This window comes from Actinomyces sp. ZJ308 (genome assembly GCF_011752065.1).
Classification (GTDB): domain Bacteria; phylum Actinomycetota; class Actinomycetes; order Actinomycetales; family Actinomycetaceae; genus Actinomyces.
The window spans coordinates 1-19,655 of record NZ_JAAIJY010000034.1 but is presented as its reverse complement, the minus strand read 5'-3'; the positions used below and the strand labels follow the sequence as shown (position 1 = coordinate 19,655).

18 protein-coding genes and 1 tRNA gene are annotated in these 19,655 nt (G+C 70.1%); 9 read left to right on the top strand and 10 right to left on the bottom strand.

From position 1 onward, the window contains the following. Positions 1-62: 62 nt before the first annotated feature. Both HCR68_RS12195 and HCR68_RS12190 read right to left on the bottom strand, forming a co-directional pair. Positions 63-566, bottom strand: a complete 504-nt coding sequence (locus HCR68_RS12195; RefSeq protein WP_243859091.1) for a hypothetical protein — start codon at positions 564-566, stop codon at positions 63-65. Further along, positions 559-747: a helix-turn-helix transcriptional regulator gene (locus HCR68_RS12190; RefSeq protein WP_034473807.1), complete on the bottom strand. Its 189-nt coding sequence runs from the start codon at positions 745-747 to the stop codon at positions 559-561. Before HCR68_RS12190 ends, HCR68_RS12195 begins: the two co-directional genes overlap by 8 nt. 161 nt (positions 748-908) lie before the next feature. Here HCR68_RS12190 and HCR68_RS12185 point away from each other — a divergent pair, with 161 nt between their 5' ends. The 3 genes from HCR68_RS12185 (at position 909) to HCR68_RS12180 (ending at position 4,324) form a co-directional block, all read left to right on the top strand. Further along, on the top strand, positions 909-1,277 hold the full coding sequence (locus tag HCR68_RS12185) for a hypothetical protein (RefSeq protein WP_167149858.1): 369 nt from the start codon (positions 909-911) through the stop codon (positions 1,275-1,277). 174 nt (positions 1,278-1,451) lie between these two features. Next, the gene (locus HCR68_RS14320) at positions 1,452-2,450 is read left to right on the top strand and encodes a DEAD/DEAH box helicase (protein ID WP_243859090.1); all 999 of its coding nucleotides are present in this window, start codon (positions 1,452-1,454) and stop codon (positions 2,448-2,450) included. After that, positions 2,450-4,324 carry an ATP-dependent helicase C-terminal domain-containing protein gene (locus HCR68_RS12180; RefSeq protein WP_243859089.1) on the top strand — a complete coding sequence of 625 codons (1,875 nt, stop codon included), beginning with the start codon at positions 2,450-2,452 and terminating at the stop codon, positions 4,322-4,324. The genes HCR68_RS14320 and HCR68_RS12180 overlap by 1 nt, the downstream gene beginning before the upstream one ends. Before the next feature lie 171 nt (positions 4,325-4,495). On the opposite strand, the gene HCR68_RS12175 is transcribed toward HCR68_RS12180, so the two are convergent. From HCR68_RS12175 to HCR68_RS12150, 6 genes are all read right to left on the bottom strand, one after another. Then, the gene (locus tag HCR68_RS12175) at positions 4,496-4,972 is read right to left on the bottom strand and encodes a nuclear transport factor 2 family protein (protein ID WP_167149856.1); all 477 of its coding nucleotides are present in this window, start codon (positions 4,970-4,972) and stop codon (positions 4,496-4,498) included. A gap of 331 nt (positions 4,973-5,303) precedes the next feature. Beyond that, positions 5,304-6,038, bottom strand: a complete 735-nt coding sequence (locus HCR68_RS12170) for a hypothetical protein (RefSeq protein ID WP_167149854.1) — start codon at positions 6,036-6,038, stop codon at positions 5,304-5,306. Then, positions 6,035-6,247 carry a hypothetical protein gene (locus tag HCR68_RS12165; protein WP_167149852.1) on the bottom strand — a complete coding sequence of 71 codons (213 nt, stop codon included), beginning with the start codon at positions 6,245-6,247 and terminating at the stop codon, positions 6,035-6,037. The genes HCR68_RS12170 and HCR68_RS12165 overlap by 4 nt, the downstream gene beginning before the upstream one ends. Before the next feature lie 209 nt (positions 6,248-6,456). After that, positions 6,457-6,545: transfer RNA gene (locus HCR68_RS12160), tRNA-Ser, on the bottom strand. Positions 6,546-6,624: 79 nt separating this feature from the next. After that, a complete protein-coding gene (locus HCR68_RS12155) occupies positions 6,625-7,233 on the bottom strand; it encodes a DapH/DapD/GlmU-related protein (protein WP_167149850.1) in 609 nt (202 codons plus the stop codon). A gap of 66 nt (positions 7,234-7,299) precedes the next feature. Further along, positions 7,300-7,854 (bottom strand): nucleoside deaminase, encoded by a 555-nt coding sequence (locus HCR68_RS12150; RefSeq protein ID WP_208320603.1) that lies wholly within the window; start codon positions 7,852-7,854, stop codon positions 7,300-7,302. A 354-nt stretch (positions 7,855-8,208) separates the two neighbouring features. Between HCR68_RS12150 and betT the strand changes: the two genes are divergently transcribed. Further along, positions 8,209-10,446, top strand: coding sequence for a choline BCCT transporter BetT (betT, locus tag HCR68_RS12145; RefSeq protein WP_167149848.1), 2,238 nt, complete (start codon positions 8,209-8,211; stop codon positions 10,444-10,446). Between the two features lie 155 nt (positions 10,447-10,601). Here betT and HCR68_RS12140 read toward each other — a convergent pair whose 3' ends face one another. Further along, positions 10,602-11,465 carry an aldo/keto reductase gene (locus HCR68_RS12140; protein ID WP_167149846.1) on the bottom strand — a complete coding sequence of 288 codons (864 nt, stop codon included), beginning with the start codon at positions 11,463-11,465 and terminating at the stop codon, positions 10,602-10,604. 251 nt (positions 11,466-11,716) lie between these two features. Next, positions 11,717-12,280 (bottom strand): hypothetical protein, encoded by a 564-nt coding sequence (locus HCR68_RS12135; protein WP_167149844.1) that lies wholly within the window; start codon positions 12,278-12,280, stop codon positions 11,717-11,719. Positions 12,281-12,476: 196 nt separating this feature from the next. Between HCR68_RS12135 and HCR68_RS12130 the strand changes: the two genes are divergently transcribed. The 5 genes from HCR68_RS12130 (at position 12,477) to HCR68_RS12110 (ending at position 18,972) form a co-directional block, all read left to right on the top strand. Then, a complete protein-coding gene (locus HCR68_RS12130; RefSeq protein ID WP_208320602.1) occupies positions 12,477-13,979 on the top strand; it encodes a sensor histidine kinase in 1,503 nt (500 codons plus the stop codon). A 155-nt stretch (positions 13,980-14,134) separates the two neighbouring features. After that, positions 14,135-15,034 (top strand): response regulator transcription factor, encoded by a 900-nt coding sequence (locus tag HCR68_RS12125; protein WP_167149842.1) that lies wholly within the window; start codon positions 14,135-14,137, stop codon positions 15,032-15,034. Between the two features lie 415 nt (positions 15,035-15,449). Continuing rightward, positions 15,450-15,824: an NYN domain-containing protein gene (locus HCR68_RS12120; RefSeq protein ID WP_167149840.1), complete on the top strand. Its 375-nt coding sequence runs from the start codon at positions 15,450-15,452 to the stop codon at positions 15,822-15,824. A gap of 313 nt (positions 15,825-16,137) precedes the next feature. After that, a complete protein-coding gene (gene upp / locus HCR68_RS12115) occupies positions 16,138-16,776 on the top strand; it encodes a uracil phosphoribosyltransferase (protein WP_167149838.1) in 639 nt (212 codons plus the stop codon). Between the two features lie 264 nt (positions 16,777-17,040). Beyond that, entirely contained in the window at positions 17,041-18,972 is a 1,932-nt protein-coding gene (locus tag HCR68_RS12110) for a hypothetical protein (RefSeq protein ID WP_347878332.1), read from the top strand. The last annotated feature ends 683 nt before the right edge of the window (positions 18,973-19,655 follow it).

The following is a 19,655-nucleotide window of genomic DNA, read 5'->3' as shown; positions in this document are numbered from 1 at the left end:
ACCGACGCCTCAGCGCGCGTTCGCCACAAGACCTCACTGCGGCCCGCCCCGGCCTGCCCGGTCTACATGGTGCGGTTGAAGTAGATGTTCCCGCCGAAGAGGCAGATGACCTGGATCCATATGACGATGGCAACGGCCGGCATCATCGGGCCTCCAAAAGCGCCCACTGTGGCAGCAACGAGGTTTCCGAATAATCCGACGACGCCGACCAGGGCACAGGCCCGCCGCGAGGCGGCCCTGTCCCGCTCGTCCTCCCGCTTCTCAAGCTCCCGGACGAAGAAGGTGTCGTATCCGCGCCTCTTGGCGAGGAGCAGGGCGACGAAGACCAGCATCATGGCCGATGCCCCGCTGGCGGCGCCATAGAGGAAGTGGTTATTCATCGGGATCGTCACAGCCGCCACCCACAGGACGATGACGACGGCGACGACGCGCGTCATGCCTCTACCCGCGGGTGACCACAGCACGGTGGCCGTGTGGCCCTTGCCGGCCTTCGACGTCGGAGCGGAGGAGGACGAGCCCGCAGACGAAGCGGCGGAGGCGGGAGAAACGGGATCTGACTCAGACATGGAAGATCTCCTCGACGGTGGTCTCGAAGTAGCGGGCGATGGCGATGGCCAGTGGAAGGGAGGGGTCGTACTTGCCCTTCTCGATGGAGTTGACGCTCTGCCTGGACACGCCCAGGGCGGCGCCGAGCTGGGCCTGGGTCAGACCGCGCGCCTCGCGCAGGCTGCGCACGTCGTTATCCATGGCGATCATCCCTTGAGCAGTCGCTCACCCCGCAAGAGGGTGTCATGTTTGCTTGACATGTCTAGCGTGCTTGACAGAGTCCATCATGTCAAGCCTGCTTCACATGACGGCTTTATTGGACGTAATGTGCAAGGAGAAAGATTGTCATTTAGTATCCATCCATGGCTGAACGAACCTTTGTCATTAATGCACCGATCGACCAGGCCCAGACAGCGGTCTTGAACATCTTCACCCGCGAGGGCTGGAACGTTGCCCCCTTCTCCGGAGACACGGTCCAGATCTCCCGCGGCAAGAAGGGTATGTCCATCGCCTTCGGCGCACTCATGGGCAAGGACTTCTACCTCTCGCAGAACCTTCAGTTCGGGACCGGCCCCCAGGGCGAGACCCTGGTGCGTTACCTCTCCTCGACGGGGTCGGCCTTCATCGGTGGGGCGATCGGCATGCGCAAGTCCGTCAAGACGCACGGCGAGTACGTCGAGAAGCTCACCCAGGCCCTGCAGGCTCAAGGAATTCTCCTGGGCGTGCAGTAACCGCCGCCGGCACCGGACGCCACCGGCGCCACAACCACTCACCCGATCATCCCTGCCCATCCACTGCGCCTCCGGCCACCCCAGGTGACCGGAGGCCTTCTGCTGCTCGGCTCGCTCCACGTGCTCCGACGTCGCCCCGCCTCTGCGCGCACTCCCACCGGGCACAATCGGACTATGAGTCGCACCGGGCCTCAGGGCCGCACGCTCCCACCGCACACCGACCCCATCGGGGCGCTGCTCGCCTCTCCCCCTGACCTGCCGGTGGTCGAGGTGCTGCCCGAGCTGCGCGAGCGCCTCTCCCCCGGTTCCGACGGCGTGGGCACAAGCCTGGTACTCACCGCGCCGCCCGGGACCGGCAAGACCACGCTCGTCCCGCCGCTCGTGGCCGATGCCCTCACCCAGGCCCAGCCCACCGGGGCATCGGACGGCAACGGCCCGGGGCGCGGGCCGGGCCGCGTCGTCGTCACCCAGCCGCGCCGTATTGCCGCCCGTGCGGCGGCCCGGCGCCTGGCGGCCCTCCTGGGTGAGGAGGTCGGCGGCACGGTCGGCTACGCGGTGCGCGGGGAGCGGCGCGCCGGCCCGTCCACCCGGGTCGAGGTCGTCACCGCCGGGCTCCTCCTGCGCCGGCTCCAGCGCGACCCGGAGCTGTCCGGCGTCGACGCCGTCATCCTCGATGAGGTCCACGAGCGCTCCCTGGACAGCGACCTGCTCCTGGCCCTGCTGACGGATGCGCGCGCGGCCCTGCGCGAGGACCTGCCGCTCGTGGCCATGTCCGCCACGCTCGACGCCGACCGCCTGCGCCGCGTCCTGGGCGGCACACAGGGCGGCGCTGACGGCCCGGTGCCGCTGGTGGAGGCGCCCGGGCGGCTCCACCCCATCGAGGAGGTGTGGGCGCCGCCGGGGCGGAGCGGACGGCTGGGGCCGCGCGGGGTGCCGCGTGAGTTCCTCGCCCACGTCGCCGCCACCGTGGAGCGGGCCCTGGCCGAGCATGCGGGCGACGTCCTGGTCTTCCTGCCCGGCGCCCGTGAGGTCGACGACGTCGTCGCCCGCCTGCGTCGGGCCGTTTCCGAGGGCCCCGAGTCCGTCGACGTCCTGCCACTGCACGGCCGCCTGCCCGCGAGCGCCCAGGACGTGGCCCTGACCTCGAGCCCGGCGGGCGGCGGCGCGTCGTAGTGGCCACGAACGTGGCCGAGTCCTCGCTGACGGTGCCCGGGGTGCGGGTGGTGGTGGACTCCACGCTGGCGCGCGAGCCGCGTCTGGACGTGGCCCGGGCCATGAGCGGCCTGGTCACCGTGGGGGTCTCGCGGGCGGCCGGGGTTCAGCGGGCCGGGCGGGCCGGGCGCGAGGGGCCCGGCGTCGTCTTCCGCTGCTGCTCGCCCACGGACTGGGCGCGCTCGCCACTGGCCCCGACCCCGGAGATCCTGTCGGCGGACCTGATCGGTGCGGCTCTGGAGCTGGCCGCCTGGGGCGTTCCCGACGGCGCGGGACTGGCCTGGATGGACGAGCCTCCGGCCGCGGCGATGACGGCCGCCCGTCAGGCGCTGACGCACCTGGGGCTGGTCGGGGCCGACGGGGTCACGCCCCTGGGGCGGGCGGTGGCCGGGCTGCCGGCGGGCGTGCGCGAGGCCCGGGCCCTGCTGGCGACGGCGCCGATTCTGGGGCTGCGGCGCTCGGCGCGGGCCACGGCGCTGCTGACCGCCGACCTGCGGGCGCCGGGCGGGGACCTGACGGTCCTGGCCCGGCAGGTGCGCGGCGGCGGGGCCGGGTCGGGGGCGTGGAAGACGGAGGCGAGCCGACTGGAGCAGGCCTGCCGGCGCGCCATCGAGGAGACCCCCGACGTCGCGGGCGCCGCCGCTTCTGCCGACCGCGTCGGTCAGGGCGCACCCGGCTCAGCGGCCGGCCCGCAGGGAGCTGACGGCGCCCGGGCGGGCGACCTGGAGGCCGCGGTGGCCCTCGTGGCCGGGACCGCGCAGCCGCAGTGGATCGCCCGGCGTCGGGGACCGGCGCCCCGGGCGGGGCAGGAGGCGCACTACGCGAGCGTCGCCGGAACTGGGCTGCGTCTGCCGGCCGGCTCGGGCCTGGCGGAGTCGGAGTGGTTGGCGGTGGCGGGCGTCGACCTCACCTCCGGCCGCGGGGACGCACAGGTCCGGGCCGCGGCGCCTCTGGAGGAGGAGACGGCCCTGGAGCTGGCCGGTTCCTGGCTGACCCAGGAGGAGCGCACCGTGTGGGACGGCGGGCGCCTGCGCACCGAGCGCGTGCGCCGGCTGGGGGCCATCATGCTCGCGGCCGCCCCGGGGCCGGCGCCGGAGCCTCAGGCGGTGGCCGACGCCGTCGTTGCGCGGGTGCGCTCGGAGAGCTCCGGTGCGGGCATAGGCGCGCTGCCATGGGATGAGGAGGCCCGCAACCTGCGCGCCCGGCTGGCCCTGCTCCACGAGCACCTGGGCGAGCCCTGGCCGGATATGAGCGATGCGGCCCTGGCGGACCGGGCCGAGGAGTGGCTGGCGCCGGCGGTCATGAGCCTGGCGGAGAGATCCGAGCCGGGCCCCGGATCGGGCTCTCGATCGGCCTCAGGGAGCCGGCGCTTCAGCCTGGAGCGGCTGGACGTGGCCGGGGCGCTGCGGGCGCTGCTGCCGTGGCCGCAGGCGGCGCGCCTGGACGAACTGGTGCCCGAGCGGATCGAGGTCCCCTCCGGCTCGCAGGTGCGGGTGGACTACGGCAGCACGATCGCCCCGGGTTCCTCGGGGTCCCGGGAGTCCACTACCTCGTCCGATGCCGGGCGGGCGGGTCGGCCGGTGCTGGCGGTGCGGGTCCAGGAGTGCTTCGGATGGGCGGCGACGCCGCGGATCGTTCAGGGCCGGGTGGCGGTGCTGCTGCACCTGCTCTCTCCGGCGAGACGGCCGGTGGCGGTCACCGATGACCTGGCCTCCTTCTGGGAGCAGGGCTACCCGCAGGTGCGCGCCGAGATGCGCGGCCGCTACCCCAAGCACGCCTGGCCCGAGGACCCGTGGAACGCGCCCGCCACCCGGGGCACCGGGCGGCGTCGGTAGCCTGCCAGAGCCTGCCAGGTGTCGCGGACGCGCCTTAGGGGCCGGTGACTGCCCCCTGCTGGGCTCCGCAAGACCTAAGGTGCGTCCGCGACGAGCCGGGCACCCGGTCCGGGAGCACCCCTGACGGCCTCCTCTCGCAACGGCCCCGAGGGCAACCGGCTCAGCGGCGGCTCACCAGGTGGAGGCGTCCAGGCGGCTGAAGCGGAAGCCGGTGGGGTTGTGCTCGGTGTCGGGGTCGGCGTCGGGCACGACGTACCCGACGATCTGGAGGTTCCAGGTGCCGCGTCCGCCCCACAGGGTGGCCGTGGTGCGGGTGCGGCCGCGCACCACCGGGAAGCCGGCGATCGTGTCGGGCTGGACGGAGACCACCTCGTGGGCGTGGTAGCGCATGGCGCCGGTGGCGATGTCCCCGAGCCACTCGATCTTGGGCTGGGGGTAGCCGGTCATGTGGGTCAGGACGCAGTCGTCGGTGAGCAGGGCGTCGATGGCCTTGGTGTCACCGGCGACCATGGCGTCGCACAGCAGCGAGTAGAGGTCGGCGGCCGCGTGGGGCGCGGTCTCGGAGGCGTGAGGATGAGGGGAGCGGACCTGGGTCTGGGTGCGGGACAGGGAGCGGGACTCGTGGGGACGGTGGGGGCGGCGGCTCATGGATCAAGGGTAGAGCCCGGCGTCGGCCAGTCCAGGGACCAAGTGCTTTCAGCGCGCTTGATATGCGCGCAGGTCCCGGCGCGTCTGGGATTGCAGCCTGTTTCACGGCGTTGCACGCAGCAGCTCGACGCCGGACGCCGCGAGGCCGTCCGGGCCCGCCCGGAACCGGCCGGTCCGACGCCGTCGGCGGCCCGGGTCCTGGGCCCTGGCCTTACTGCACGGGCCTCGGGTCCCACTGGCCGGGAGCCGGCCGCACTGCACGGGGTCCGGACTCTCGTGGAGTACACCCGGACCTCCCCCAGTAGTCCCCGACCCTCGTGCAGTACGAGCGTCAGTACCGCTCAAGCCACTCCGGGGCAAGATTCTGCGTGTCATGGCTCTCAGGAGGAGTGACCACCCACCCCATCTCTCGGAGAACATCTGCAGCAATATCACTCGACGACCGAACAATGGACCTCGTCTGCTCCATCCTCCATCGGGCGCGGGCCTGATCAAGCTCCTTGCGCGCATTGACAGGATGGTCAATCCCAAGATCCTCGATCGCCATCGTGAGGAAGTCCTCCAACGTGGGACGCAGCCGTGGGCCGCCGACGGGGAAATGGATGTCAGAGATCTGGGGAGCCTTCTCCGCCTGTCCCCGCCGCTTGACCGTTTCTCGCTTACTGCCCCGACCATCCCGCGACATGATGAAGGTCCACGCGTCGCGATGAGCGTGAACATGAAGGTGTGAGCAGGGAACACTCGCCGAAGGGCGGTGCAGGTAGTCAAGGCGAGCAAGCCACTCACCTCCACCATGGGGCCGCAGGCCGAACGTGGAGCTCTCAATGAGCATGTAAGGGTGCTGCGTCGACATCGTGCATCGATAGGACACGACCAGGTCGAGGAGCTCCCTGCCACCGATGGACAAGACGATGGGGGCCTTCTCTTTTGGAAGAACAACCGCCTTCCAGGGATCCTCTCCCGCGATGTCGACCCTGAACTCGGGCGCCTCTGGGCACACTGCCCGCACTGCACGAGTCAGACCATCCGCGAAACTGAGGGTCTGCTCGTCAATCCCGACGTTCACTCGCCAAGAAGGAACATCAAGCTGTGGTACTCGGAGAACAGCTTAAGGTCATCCGACGGATAGTCACCGGTGTACTCCTGGGCAAGCGCAGCATCGACGCTACCGAACCGGCGTTCGAGCTCACTGGTGACAGCCCTCTCGCGCTCCTCAAGCTCAGCCTGCGAGAAGTGCTTGACGACCTCACGCGACAAGACAGGGGCGGTGGACATGACTGCCTCCTTCCATGGTTGTGCCCACAATGTAACCCATCGCTACGACACAAACCGGCCCCACTGACAGACCACTCCGGTAAAGGTCCCAGTCAGGATAAACCACCCCGACCACAACTGCACCGAGCGCCCTCGACGAACATGACGGCACCAGAGACGGCGAGGGCCCGCCGTGCAGCTCGTGACTGCGCCGGCGGGCCCTCCCGTGGTGGCGGTAGCGCTGGGATTCGAACCCAGGGTGGCTATGAACCACACAGACTTTCGAGATCTGCACCTTCGGCCGCTCGGACACGCTACCTCGCCCACGAGGGTACACGGGCGGCGGCCCGGGCCCCAACGCGGCGTCCTGCGGTATCAGTCACGGCCGACGTCGCCCCTCAGCTCCCGGCGCCGCCGGCCTCACCGTCCTCCTCAGTACCCTCCTCGATGGGACGGATGATCTTGGCCGGCACGCCGCCCACGACCGTGCGCGGGGGAACGTCCCTGGTGACCACCGCGCCCGCGGCGACGACGGCGCCCTCACTGATCGTGACCCCGGCGGTGATGGTGACGCTCGCACCGATCCACACGTCGTCGCCGAGCACGATGGGAGCCGGCACTACGGTGCTGCGGCGCTCCACGGCCAGCTCGTGGTTGAGGGTGGCCATGACGACGTTGTGGCCGATGAAGCAGCGGTTGCCGATCCAGATGCCGCCCTGGTCCTGGAACCGGCAGCCGGAGTTGATGAAGACGCCCCGTCCGAGGTGGATGTTGGCCCCGAAGTCGGTGGTGAAGGGCGGGAAGAGCCGGAAGCCCTCGGGCACCGGCGAGCCGATCAGCTCCCCCACGAGCTCGGCGATCTCCTCGCCGGTGCGGTACCCGCCGTTGATCCGTGCCGTGATGCGGCGGGCGCGCTCGCCGACCTCGATCATGACGCCGTGCGCCTCGCTGGTCGGCGGGACCGGTTCGCCGGCGGCCATGAGGTCGAGGAACTCGGAAAGGTCCATGGTGTCTCTCCTGGGACTACTGGGTGGTGGCATTGCGCGGTCGGTATCGGTGATCGACGTCGCCCCTCAGCGGCGGTCGGCGAAGAAGGCGGTCAGGAGGGCCTGGGACTCCTGGGCGCGCAGGCCGGCGCGCACCTCGACCTGGTGGTTGGCGCGGGCGTCGCGCACGACGTCGCGCACCGAGCCGCAGGCGCCGGTCCGGGGCTCCCAGGCCCCCAGCACCAGCCGGGCCACGCGGGCCAGGACGATGGCGCCGGCGCACATGGTGCACGGTTCGAGGGTGACCACGAGCGTGCAGCCGTCCAGGTGGGAGTCGCCCAGGGCCGCACCGGCGGCGCGCAGGGCACGGATCTCGGCGTGCGCCGTCGGGTCGTGCTCGGCCTCGCGGGCGTTGGCGGCCTGGGCCAGGACGGTCCCGTCCGGCGAGAGGACGACGGCGCCCACCGGCACCTCCCCCGCCTCGCCCGCCGAGCGGGCCTGCTCCAGGGCCCGGACCATCGCGGCGTCCAGGACGGAGGCGCCGGTCCGGGTGCCGGCAACGTCCGCCCGCCCACCGAGCGCGCCGACGTCGGGCCCGGTGGCGGAGGAGGCCGGCGACTGCGCAGAGGGTGAAGACGTCACAGCCCAAGAATGACAGACCCGGCGGCGAGCGACGGGACAACCGCCCTCGCCTCATACCCGTCCATCTCAGCTCGATCCGCGCCATCTCAGCTCGCCGAGACTCACCCGGACTCGCCAGAGTCACCGGACGCGATCGGGCCCCGCACGCCGGGAAGGCGCCCCCACGTATCCGACGTCGACGGAGGACGTCGGAGGAAATACATAACGAATGCATGATCTCCGTTATAGGCTCCACACGAGACACTCGTCCCTGGGCCAAGGCCCGGTCCTGCCGTATCGTGGCAGCTCCCCACGTCCACCCGTGTCCCCTCATTCCAGCACGCAGCAAGTCCCCATGAAGAACGGAGCAGGTCGGTGAGCCGGTCCCCCGAATCGAGCGAGCAGAGCGAGCCAGCAACAGACGGACCCTCAGACGGCTCAGCCCAGCCGACCCCGCCGTCGGACCACGCCTCACCGCCCGAGACGCAGACCGGGCCCGAGTCCGGCACCCTGCTCGGCGCACTGCAGGGCAGGACGTCCGAGAAGCAGCTCTTCAACCCGGTCGTCTTCTTCGTGTCGGCCACCATCATCACCGTGGTCGCCCTGGCCGCGATCGTCGCGCCCGAGGTCGTCAAAGGCGCCTTCGGTGCGGCCGTGACCTGGACGAGCCGGTGGTTCGGGTCCTTCTACATCCTCCTCATCACGGCCGCGCTCGTCTTCATCCTGGCCCTGGCCTTCTCCCGGTTCGGGCGGATACGTCTGGGGCCGGACAACTCGACGCCGGACTTCTCCACCTTCGCCTGGACGGCCATGCTCTTCGCCGCCGGCATCGGCACCGAGATCCTGTTCTTCGCCGTGGCCGAGCCGGTCGACCAGTACATGAACCCGCCCACCGGCGACGGCCAGACCATCCAGGCCGCCCGCGACGCGATCGTCCTGTCACTGTTCCACTACGGCATCTCCGGCTGGGGCCTCTACGCGCTGGTGGGCCTGTCCATGGCCTACTTCGCCTACCGACGCCGCGACACGCTCACGCTGCGCTCCACCCTGCGTCCGCTGCTGGGCCGGCACACCGAGGGCGTCATCGGCGACATCGTCGACGCCGCGGCCCTGGTCGGCGGAGTCTTCGGCATCGCGGCCTCCCTGGGGGTCGGCGTCGTCCAGCTCAATGTCGCCCTCAACATCCTGCTCGGGCTGCCGCAGGGCTTCCCCACCCAGATCGGGCTGACCGCCCTGGCCGTCATCATGGCGACGGTCTCGGCCGTCTCCGGCGTCGACCGCGGGGTGCGCGTCCTGTCCACGATCAACGTGCTGCTGGCCATCGGCCTGGCCCTGTGGGTGCTCATCACCGGCGACGCCGCCTTCCTCATCGATGCCCTCGTGGGCTCCATCGGCGACTTCTTCACCCGTTTCCCGCTGCTGACGCTGGAGACCTACGCCTACAACCGGCCCGACGCGTGGCTCAACGCCTGGACCCTGTTCTTCTGGGCCTGGTGGATCGCCTGGGCGGCCTTCGTGGGCATGTTCCTGGCCCGCATCTCGCGCGGCCGCACCATCCGCCAGTTCGTGCTCGGAAGCCTCCTGCTGCCCTTCTGCTACATCCTCATGTGGGTGGCCATCTTCGGCAACCACGCCCTCGACCTGGTCATCCGCGGCAACGGCGAGTTCCGAGACATCACCCTGAACCAGCCCGAGCAGGGCCTGTACTGGATGCTCGAGCACCTGCCGGGTCAGAAGATCCTCATCGCCCTGGCCCTGTTCATCGGCATCCTCTTCTACGTCACCAGCGCCGACTCCGGCGCCCTGGTCATGGCCAACCTCTCCAGCCGCATCCGCTCGGCGCGCCAGGACGCCGCCCCGTGGCTGCGGATCTTCTGGGCCACCCTGACCGGGATCCTGACCATCGCGATGCTCGTGGCCGGTGGCATCCCCATTCTTCAGCAGGCCACGATCGTCATGGCGCTGCCCTTCTCCGGGGTGCTCATCCTCATCATGTACACGCTGTGGCGGGCCCTGAGCACCGAGGACACCCACAACCAGGCGCTGTCCGTGGCCAACAGCAACCGTGCCCTCGGATTCAACGGCTCGGCCGCGGGCCTGGAGCAGACGCCCTGGCGCGAGCGCCTGGCGCACACCCTCAACTCCGTGTCCCCCGACGAGGCCGGCCACGCCATGGAGCGGCGCATCGTGCCGGCCCTGGAGGCGGTGGCCACCGAGCTGCGCAAGGAGAACGTCTCCGCCGAGGTCTTCGTCGAGGGCCCCGAGGCGCAGGACCCCGACGACGAGCGCACCTTCCTGGGGCGGGCCAGCCTGGTCGTCTCCTCCGACCCGGCCACCGACAGCGATGAGGAGCAGTCCAGCTCCATCGACTCCTTCCGCTACGTGGTGCGCATGGTGGTCACACCCGTGCCCGCCTACGGGTTCGCCGTCCACGAGGCCGACGACCTCACGGTGCGCCTCGAGGTGCGCCCGCACAGCGGCGGCCAGGGCTACGACGTCGTCGACTGGAACTCCGACCAGGTGGCCCACGACGTGCTCGACCACTACGAGCGCTGGCTGGAGTACGTGGGCACCTCCGAGAAGACCGAGTCCCGGTTCTCCCGCCGGCTCTGAGAAACTGACGGCTCCCCGGACCTGACAGCTCCGCCGGCGGGGACATCCTGCGCGGCCGGGGACATCCCACGCGTACGGGGACAGGATTTCCGTCCCCGACGGCGTCGAATGTCCCCGGCCGGAGGCGGGGAGCGGCCGGGCGGCGCCCGGGAGAGTCAGTCCTCCTCGATCGTGTGGGCAGCGAGCATCTCCTGGAACGCGGGATCGTAGAGGTCGACGAAGCCCCGCCCCTCATCGAGGGCCGCGATGGCCTGCATGTCGGCGTCGTCGAGCCGGAAGTCGGTGACGTCGAGGTTGGTGATCATGCGCTCGCGGTGCACGGACTTGGGGATGACGATGATGTCGAGCTGGATGAGGTAGCGCAGCGCCACCTGGGCGGCGCTCTTGCCGTACTTCTCGCCGACGGCGCTGAGCACCGGGTGGGTGAAGATGTTGTTGCGCCCCTGGGCCAGCGGGCCCCAGGACTCCAGGGCGGTGCCGAACTTGGCGTACCAGGTGCGGGTGTCGGCCTGCTGGTTGAAGACGTGGGTCTCCATCTGGTTGACGGCCGGGGGCACCTCGACGTGCCGCGCCAGATCCACGAAGCGGTCGGGGAAGAAGTTGGAGACGCCGATGGCGCGCACCTTGCCGTCGGCCAGGGCCTTCTCCATGGCACGGTAGGTGCCGTAGTAGTCGCCGAAGGGCTGGTGGACCAGGAGCAGGTCGATGTAGTCGGTGCCCAGGCGGCGCAGCGAGCCGTCGATGGAGCGGGCGGCACGCTCGTCTCCGGCGTTGGAGATCCACACCTTGGTGGTCAGGAAGACGTCCTCGCGGGGCAGCCCGGAGGCGGCGACGGCGGCGCCCACGCCCTCCTCGTTCTGGTAGGCCTGGGCGGTGTCGACGTGGCGGTAGCCGACCTCGAAGGCCTCGAGCACGGCCTGCTCGGTCTCGTCCGGCGGGGTCTGGAAGACGCCGTAGCCGATCTGGGGGATGTCGATGCCGTTGTTGAGCGTGATGGTGGGGACGGAGCCGTCGGTCATGAGTTCTCCTTGAACTGAGCGGTTGGTGGCGTCAACCTAGCCCCGCGGGGCGGCGCGGTGTCAGGGCCTTTCGCGCCCGGCCCAACGGGTGTGTCGGTAGGGCCGGACGGGCGGCCGGGCCTCACGGCACCGAGCCGGGCACTTCTCGCGTAACCGGGCAGAATTTCTGCAGGGCTACGCGAGAAGTGCCCGGCTCGACGTCGGCAGTGGCACCGGCGGCACCGGCCCCGGCGAGGGGCGCGGGCGGTGCGTCATGACCACCCCCAGAGTCCCGGGAGCGCCGCCACGACGAGCCAGACGACAACGGGCGTCGACCGACCACCCACCACGGCGGCCGGAAGGCTCCACCGCGCGGCCGGCCTCCTCAGCCAGGGGCCCGTGACCGTCAGCAGCCAGGCCAGGACTGACGCCACCCAGGTCCACACGTCGGTGTCGTTGACCCTGGCGAGCAGCCCGCGCGCCTCGACCAGCAGGTCGTGCACCCAGGCGGCCTCTGCCCCATCCGGCGCGGCGGCCCCCAGCACCGGCCACAGCTGCCGCCCGACGACGACGATCAGCAGTGCCAGCACCACGGCCTCGGCGCCCACCGCCACGTACCAGCGCGCATAGTCCCGACGTCGTTCACGAACCAGCGCCTCGTCGGAGCCCGCGGGCAGCGTCGAACCGCCGGGGGCCGGACCGACCATCTCAGCCGTCTCAGCACCGGAAGCGGCCTGGAAGCGGTTAGGCGTCCGGGCCGGTTGCGCGCGGGCGGGGGCGACGTCGCAGGCAACGGCTGCGTGAGACAGGGACGGGTGGAACGGAACTCGGATCATGGGCACCAGTTCACTCGTCATTGACCGGCGTCACACTGGTGCCCGCCCCCGTTCTCCCTTCCGGCTAGCCCCACCTCACCCCCGGTCGCATACGCACCACCCGGTGGCGCCAGCACCACCCCCGGGCCCCGGACAGCACCCGCGCGGGAGCCAGCACCAGTGCGTCCCCGACCCCCGGCCCGTTAACGTCGCCGACATGACCTCAACGTCCTCCACCGTGTCACCCACCGAGCATCAGCCGCGCCGCTGGTACCAGCAGCGGCGCCGGTGGATCGGCATCATCGGGTGGGAGCTCCTGCACGCCGTGCTGTGGCTACCACAGTTCCTCCTCCTCATCCCCAGCATCCTGCTGTTCCACCTGACGGTCCCGCTGGGGGCGACGCTGGAGCGCATCGTCGCGCGCGCTCTGGGGGTGGACGCCCCCTCCGGTCGCAGGGAGGGGGAGCGCAAGACCCCGTGGCTGCTGGCGCGCGTGGCCCACGTGGAGTTCTGGCGGCAGGACCTGCCCCTGTGCCTGGGCGGTCTGGCGCTGTCCACAGCGTCATTCTTCTCAGCCGCGGTCCTAGGATCCATGGCTCTCACCGGCATCCTGGCACCTTTCATCACCTCCCCTGAGAATCCCGGCAGGTTCTACATGGGCGGCATCGAGGTGACGGTGACCGGACCCGGTACCGGCTGGCCACTGGTGCCGGTCGGGTTGGTCTGCCTCGCCCTCGCTGTCGGGGCACTCCTGGGCTTCGGGATACTGCGGCTGCTGCTGGTGGAGGTGCTCTCGGGTGAGCGCAGGCGTCAGCGCCTCGAGCAGCTGACCGCCGAGGTCGGTCACCTCACGGCCAGCCGCGCCACCCTCATGGACGCCTTCGAGGCCGAGCGCACCCGCATCGAGCGGGACCTGCACGACGGCGCCCAGCAGGACCTCGTCGCCCTGGCCATGAGCCTGGGCGGGCTGCGCCTGGCCGCCGAGTCCCTGCCCGATGACGACGCCACCGCCGCCTCCCGGACCACGCTGCTGGAGGGGATCGACGCGGCGCAGGACCGCGCGGAGGCGGCCCTGCGGGACCTGCGTGAGACGGTGCACGGCATCCGCCCGGCGGTCCTGTCCGAGCGCGGCCTGGCACCGGCCCTGCGGGACCTGGCGGGCCGGGCGCCGCTGCCGACCAGCGTCGTCGTCGACGCCGAGGAGGCCGACCTGGCCCGGATCTCGCAGCCGGTGGCGACGGTCGTCTACTTCGCGGTGACCGAGGCGCTCACGAACGCCGCCAAGCACGCGCGGGCCGAGCGCGCCGCGGTCGCGCTGCGCTGCGCGGGAGCCGGCCTGAGCGCCGTCGTGACCGACGACGGGCGCGGCGGGGCCGACCCCGGGCGCGAGAACGCCACCGGCCTGCGCGGCATGGCGCAGCGGGTGGAGTCCATCGGCGGGTACCTGGAGGTCAGCTCCCCCGACGGCAACGGGACACGGCTGACGATCACGGCGCCGTTGACGCCGCCGTGGGGTGCGGGCGGCCTGGAGGATGAGCAGGTGAAGGATGCGGAGGACGGTCAGCCGGACAACCGACCGCACGAGCAGGGAGATCACCAGGAGGCCGATCGGGAGGCCGACACGGCAGGTGGCTCGGCGGCCGACACGGTGGGCGACACGGTGGGCCAGGAGGCCCGGCCGGGAACGCTCACACCGGCAGCGACGTCGGCCCCGGTGTGAGCGCGCCGCCGGCCCGGGCGGGTTCCGACGGGGCCGGTGGCTCTGACGGTTCCAAGGGCCGCGGCAGTTCCACCGGTCTCGGCGGCCTCGGCGGCACAGGAGTTCCCGGTGGCCACAGCCCGCATCCGCCCGACCGGCTGAGGCAGGATGTCCCCATGAGGATCCTGCTGGCCGACGACGCCGCCCTCCTGCGCGAGGGGCTGGCCGGGCTGCTGACGACCGCCGGGCACGAGGTCGTGGCGCAGGTGGCCGACGCCGACGCCCTGCGCGTGGAGGTCGAGCGCCTGGCCGCCGCCGGGGAGCTGCCCGACGTCGTCGTCACCGACGTGCGGATGCCTCCGACCGGCACGGACGACGGGCTGCGCGCCGCCATTGACCTGCGCCGCGCCCATCCGGGGCTGCCGGTGGTGGTGCTGAGCGCCTACGTGGCCGGGCCCTACGTGCAGGACCTGCTCGAGGAGACGGAGTCCCCGGCCGGGCCCGGTGGATCCGGCGGCTCGGGTGGCGCCGTGGGGTACCTGCTCAAGGAGCGCGTGGGGCGGGTGGCGGACTTCCTGCACTCGCTCGACGTCGTCGTGGGCGGAGGGGTGGTCATCGACCCGGAGGTGGTCTCCCACCTCATGAAGGCCGCCCGCGCCGCCGGCTCCGGGGCCGGGCAGGCCGCCGGAACAGCGAGGACAGCGGGGACCACAGCGGGCTCTGCGGCCGGCTCGGAGCTCGGCGCGTCCACCGGCGCACCGGGGAGCACGGCCGCCACACCGCCCGGCCCCCGGGCGACGACGCCGGGGGCTGCCTCGCCGTCGACGCCGTCGGGCGGAATCGTGGGCGCGCCATCGGGCGGAGCGGGCCTGGACCGGTTGACGCGGCGCGAGCAGGAGGTGCTCGAGCTCATGGCGCAGGGGCTGTCGAACGCGCAGATCGCCGAGCGGCTGGTGCTCTCCGACGGGGCGGTGGCCAAGCACGTGGCGAATATCTTCCGGGGACTGGACCTGCAGCCGGGCGAGGAGAACCGGCGCGTGCGGGCCGTCCTGGCCTGGCTGCACGCCCGCGCCTGACCACGGTCACCTCACCTTGACCGCGCGGTCCGTATGGGGCAGACTTCTCCCATTGCTCCCCGCCGCTCGTAAGGGCTGGCGGGGATTTTTTCAAAGGGGGCATCGTGCTGCGGACAGTCATCGTCATGGACTATCAGAACGTGCATTTGACGGCTCACGATATCTTCGCACGACACAGCAGTAAGCACCGCGCTCTCATCCACCCCATGAGGTTCGCCGAAACAGCGATACGGCGGCGGAACCAGCTCCAGCGCGAGGGTTACCCTCACGCGGTTCTGGAGAAGGTCTTGGTGTTCCGAGGCTACCGCACGCAGACTACGACTGGGAGCAGCACCGGCGCTGTACGGCACAAGCGGACCAGTGGCGCAGAGACGGTGCCACTGTTGAGCTGCGAGGCTTGAAGTACTCCTTTCAGATGACCGCAACGGGGGTTCCTGCCACCGACGTCCACCACCGCAAAATCCCCATCGGCCCCGGCGTTGAAAAGGGAATTGACGTTCTGGTCGCACTGACCTGCCTTCGCCAGGCTCTACGACACGACATCGATCTCGTCATCATGGCCTCTCGCGACACCGACCTTGTCCCCACTCTCGATACGGTCGTCGACATGAGAGCGGAGGACTCCACAGTCGCAAGGATCGAGACAGTGTCCTGGTTCGACCATGAAGCCGCGCGCCAAGGCAGGTTCGCTGGTGGAAACCTGCGGCCTACGCACCCCCGTCGCATCTGGAACACCAACCTCGACCGTTCTTCGTTCGAGGCCTCACGAGACCGCAACGACTACACCTGATCCTCACCACCGCCGGGGACATTCCGCGCGGGCGGGGACATTTCTCTCCAGGCGGGGACATTTCTCTCCGGGCGGGGACATTCCGCGCGTACGGGTGCAGGATTTCTGTCCCCGACGGCGTCGAATGTCCCCGGCCGGCGACGGGCCGCACCCCTACGCGTGGAATGTCCCCGGCCGCAAAGCTCGCAGGGGGCGGCCCGGCCTGCACGGCCGGCGACGGGCTACCCCGGCGGAGGCGACCGGCGCGGCGTTGGGGCAGTGTTGGGGCAGTGTTGGGGCGGTGTGGGCCCGGCGTCGGGATTAGGCTGTCCCCATGCGCCTCCACGTTGCCGACCACCCCCTCATCGACCACAAGCTCTCCGTGCTGCGAGACGAGAGGACGCCGTCGGCGGTCTTCCGCCAGCTGGTGGACGAGCTCGTCACCCTGCTCGCCTACGAGGCCACCCGCGAGGTGCGCACCGAGGAGGTGGAGATCCGCACCCCCGTGGCGCTGGCGCAGTGCCGCCGGCTGGCCGACCCGCGGCCGATCGTCGTGCCGATCCTGCGCGCGGGCCTGGGGATGCTGGAGGGCATGACCCGCCTGCTGCCCACCGCGGAGGTCGGCTTCCTGGGGATGAAGCGCGACGAGGACACCCTGGAGGTGGAGACCTACGCCAACCGCCTGCCCGATGACCTCTCGGGCCGCCAGTGCTTCGTCATCGACCCCATGCTCGCCACCGGCCACACCCTCGTGGCCGCCATCGACTACCTGCTCGAGCGCGGGGCGCGCGACGTCACCGCGATCTGCCTCATCGCCGCCCCCGAGGGGGTCAAGACGCTGGAGGAGGCGGTCGGCGGGCGCGCGAACGTCACGGTGGTGACCGCCGGGGTCGACGAGCGGCTCAACGAGCACGCCTACATCGTGCCCGGGCTCGGCGACGCCGGGGACCGCCTCTACGGCATCGTCGACTGAGCCGTCGGCCGACCCTCGTCCCTCCTCGCCAGGGCGGCGAGTCGGGTACTGATGATGGTCTGACTCCGCGATATGGCGCCGCGCAGTCCGTTAGGCTCAGGAGACATGACGACGGGGCACTCACCTTCTTCCGGGGACTACGACGCGACGACGGCGCTCAGCAGGTTCGCCTCGCCTCAGGACCTTGAGCGGATCGCCGCCACCCGCCCCGACCTGCACTCGATCCTGGCGACCAACCCGTCGATCCCGCCCCAGGTCCGCGCGATGCTGGAGCGCTCCGACGACGCCGTCGTCCAGGAGGTGCTGGCGCGCCAGGCCGGGCGGGCCGCCTCCCAGGCCGCGGGTCCGACGCCGCCCGCACAGCCGGGACAACCGGTGCAGCCGCAGGCCCCGGGCCAGATCGGCCCGATGGCGCCGACCATGGCGGTGGGGACGGCTGCGGGGACCGTGGAAACCCAGCCTCAGCAGGGTGCCGCCGGGTCCGGTTATGGTCAGGTTCCTCAGGGCTACGGCAGCGTCCAGCCGACCGCGCCCGGGGCGGCGCCGCACGGGGGTGCGCCTCAGGGGTACGGGTCGGCGACTCAGCCTCAGCAGAGCCCTCTCCCGCAGGATCCGTCCCAGGTGGCGCAGCCCATTGCCCTGCCGCCGTCGGTCCAGCCCTACTCGGCACCCTCGATGCAGTCTGCGGCCCAGCCCGTGGATCAGCAGACCGCAATGCCGCCCGGGGTGCGGAGCGCGGCGCCGGCGGGGTACGCGCACGGGCAGAGCGGGGCGCCGTCGGGATACGGCACGGGGCAGGCGCAGGCTTATGACCCGGACCAGGCATACGGTCCGAGCCAGTCGGCCGCGCCGGCGTACGGCGCCCCGACGTTTGCGCAGCAGGCACAGCCCAGGAAGAGGCGCGGTCTCAAGGTACTCGCCATCATCCTGCCGGTCGCCCTGCTGCTGACCGGGGGCGGCGTGGCCGCGTGGTACTTCCTGTGGAGGAACAACGTCTACGCAACCTCGCAGTTCGTTATCCCATCGGAATCCTGGGCGAATGGAGCGGAGAAGGCGTGGAGTGCCGACGTCGCGGCCAACGCGCAGCCGTACGTCGTCGGCAGTCATTTTCTTACATTCGACAGGACCGAGGGGACTCTGACCGGCTACAGCCCGCTGGGCGGAAATATGAAGGAGGCGTGGCAGACCACCCTCGACGACGAGGACCTGAGGTCATCCTACGGGACCGCACCCGCTTTTCAGGCCTGGGGAGACGACACGCTCGTCTACAAGTCCACCCTCGTTGACCTGAAATCCGGCAACACCTCATCGGCCCCCTGGGGTGATGAGAAGTCGGCCATGATCGCCGGCGACATTGCCATCTCCTGCAAGGCGAGCAACAAGTGCACGGCCTGGGACGCGAATCAGAAGCAGAAGTGGTCGCGTGAGATCCCCGGGGCGGGAGAGGCGTCAAACTCCACCTTCTTACGCAATGAAACCATTCTGGTACGAAACAACAAGCGCTACGTCAGGCTGTACAACATCGTCATCAACATCGATAACGGGGAGACGCTCATCCTGGGCGGGGGATCCAAAGCCAACACCGACCTGAACATCATCTACTTCAAGGACAGCTGGGGCACTTTCGAGGAGGAGAAGGACAAGGATTCCGACTCGGATTCGGACTCATCACCCACAACGCGATACAAAGTGACGGTTTACGACCTCAAGGGCAGGAAGCAGAGCAGCTTCTCCGAGACCCTCACCGAGGGCGAGAGGCCGGTCCTGGGCGACAACGAGCTCATTACCGCGGAGCAGTATCGCACCTACTTCAAGGACAACGACTACAGCAAGGCTGATGTGACAGCGACAACCGACGACGATGGATGCATCACCAAGCTCAGCCCGAAGAAAGGTAAGTCCATCACTGTCCCTCAGCCCGACGGCAGCAGCGGTTCCTCCTCCGACTCGGACTCCCCCCAATGCTCCTCTGGTGTGTCGATTTCTCAGAATGGCAGCGTTACCAAGCTGGCCACCTGGAAACGCGGCGATTTCAATGAGATACAGATGCTCATGAACGTCAAGACCGGCAAGGAGATCCGGTTCAACGGGATCGACTGGAAGAGCGGGGACTCGCTTATCATGGCGAAACCCGACCTCATCATCGGCTACGACAAGGACGACGGAAAGGTCACCGCTTTCAAGCCCGCGTCCTGAGTCGGCGCGGCCGGGCGTCCCGCGCTGCGTCTCGGCCTCTCGTCAGCCGCAGGCCGCCCCACATTGCTGCCTACATGTTCCTGCCTACGTGTTCTCTTCTCTCACACAGCTCCCCTCACGCGGCCGGGGACATTCCGCGCGTACGGGTGCAGGTTTTCTGTCCCCGCACGCGTGAGATGTCCCCGGCCACGAGAAAATGTCCCCGACGGCGTCGAATGTCCCCATTCATCACCACGATCCCCAAGGATCACATGTTTTCTCAGTTTGCGAGCACCAGATAAAGGAGAATAATTGTCCTGTTGCTTGGGGAACCATCTCCAACGACAGTAAAGGGCCCCCCGGAAGGGCCGGGGGGCCAAGGGAAGGAGGTGGGATCACGATGATGATGCAGATCGTCGGGATCCTGGTTGCTCTCCCGCCTTCGATGGTAGCAGCCATAGAACTGTTCCGGCTACTGAGGCCGGGACGCGGGCGACACCGTCGTAAGCGGTGAGCAACCCCGCCTCTGGGACACCAGAGGCGGGCCCCTTCCCCTCTACGATGGGAGGACTGAATCGCCCCGGGTTTGATGGAGGCAGTGATGACACGGAAGGATCACTGTCATGGGACAGAAGAAGTACCCCGATGAGCTGCGCGAGCGAGCCACGAGGATGACCTTGGAGGCACTGGCCGACCCGGCGCGG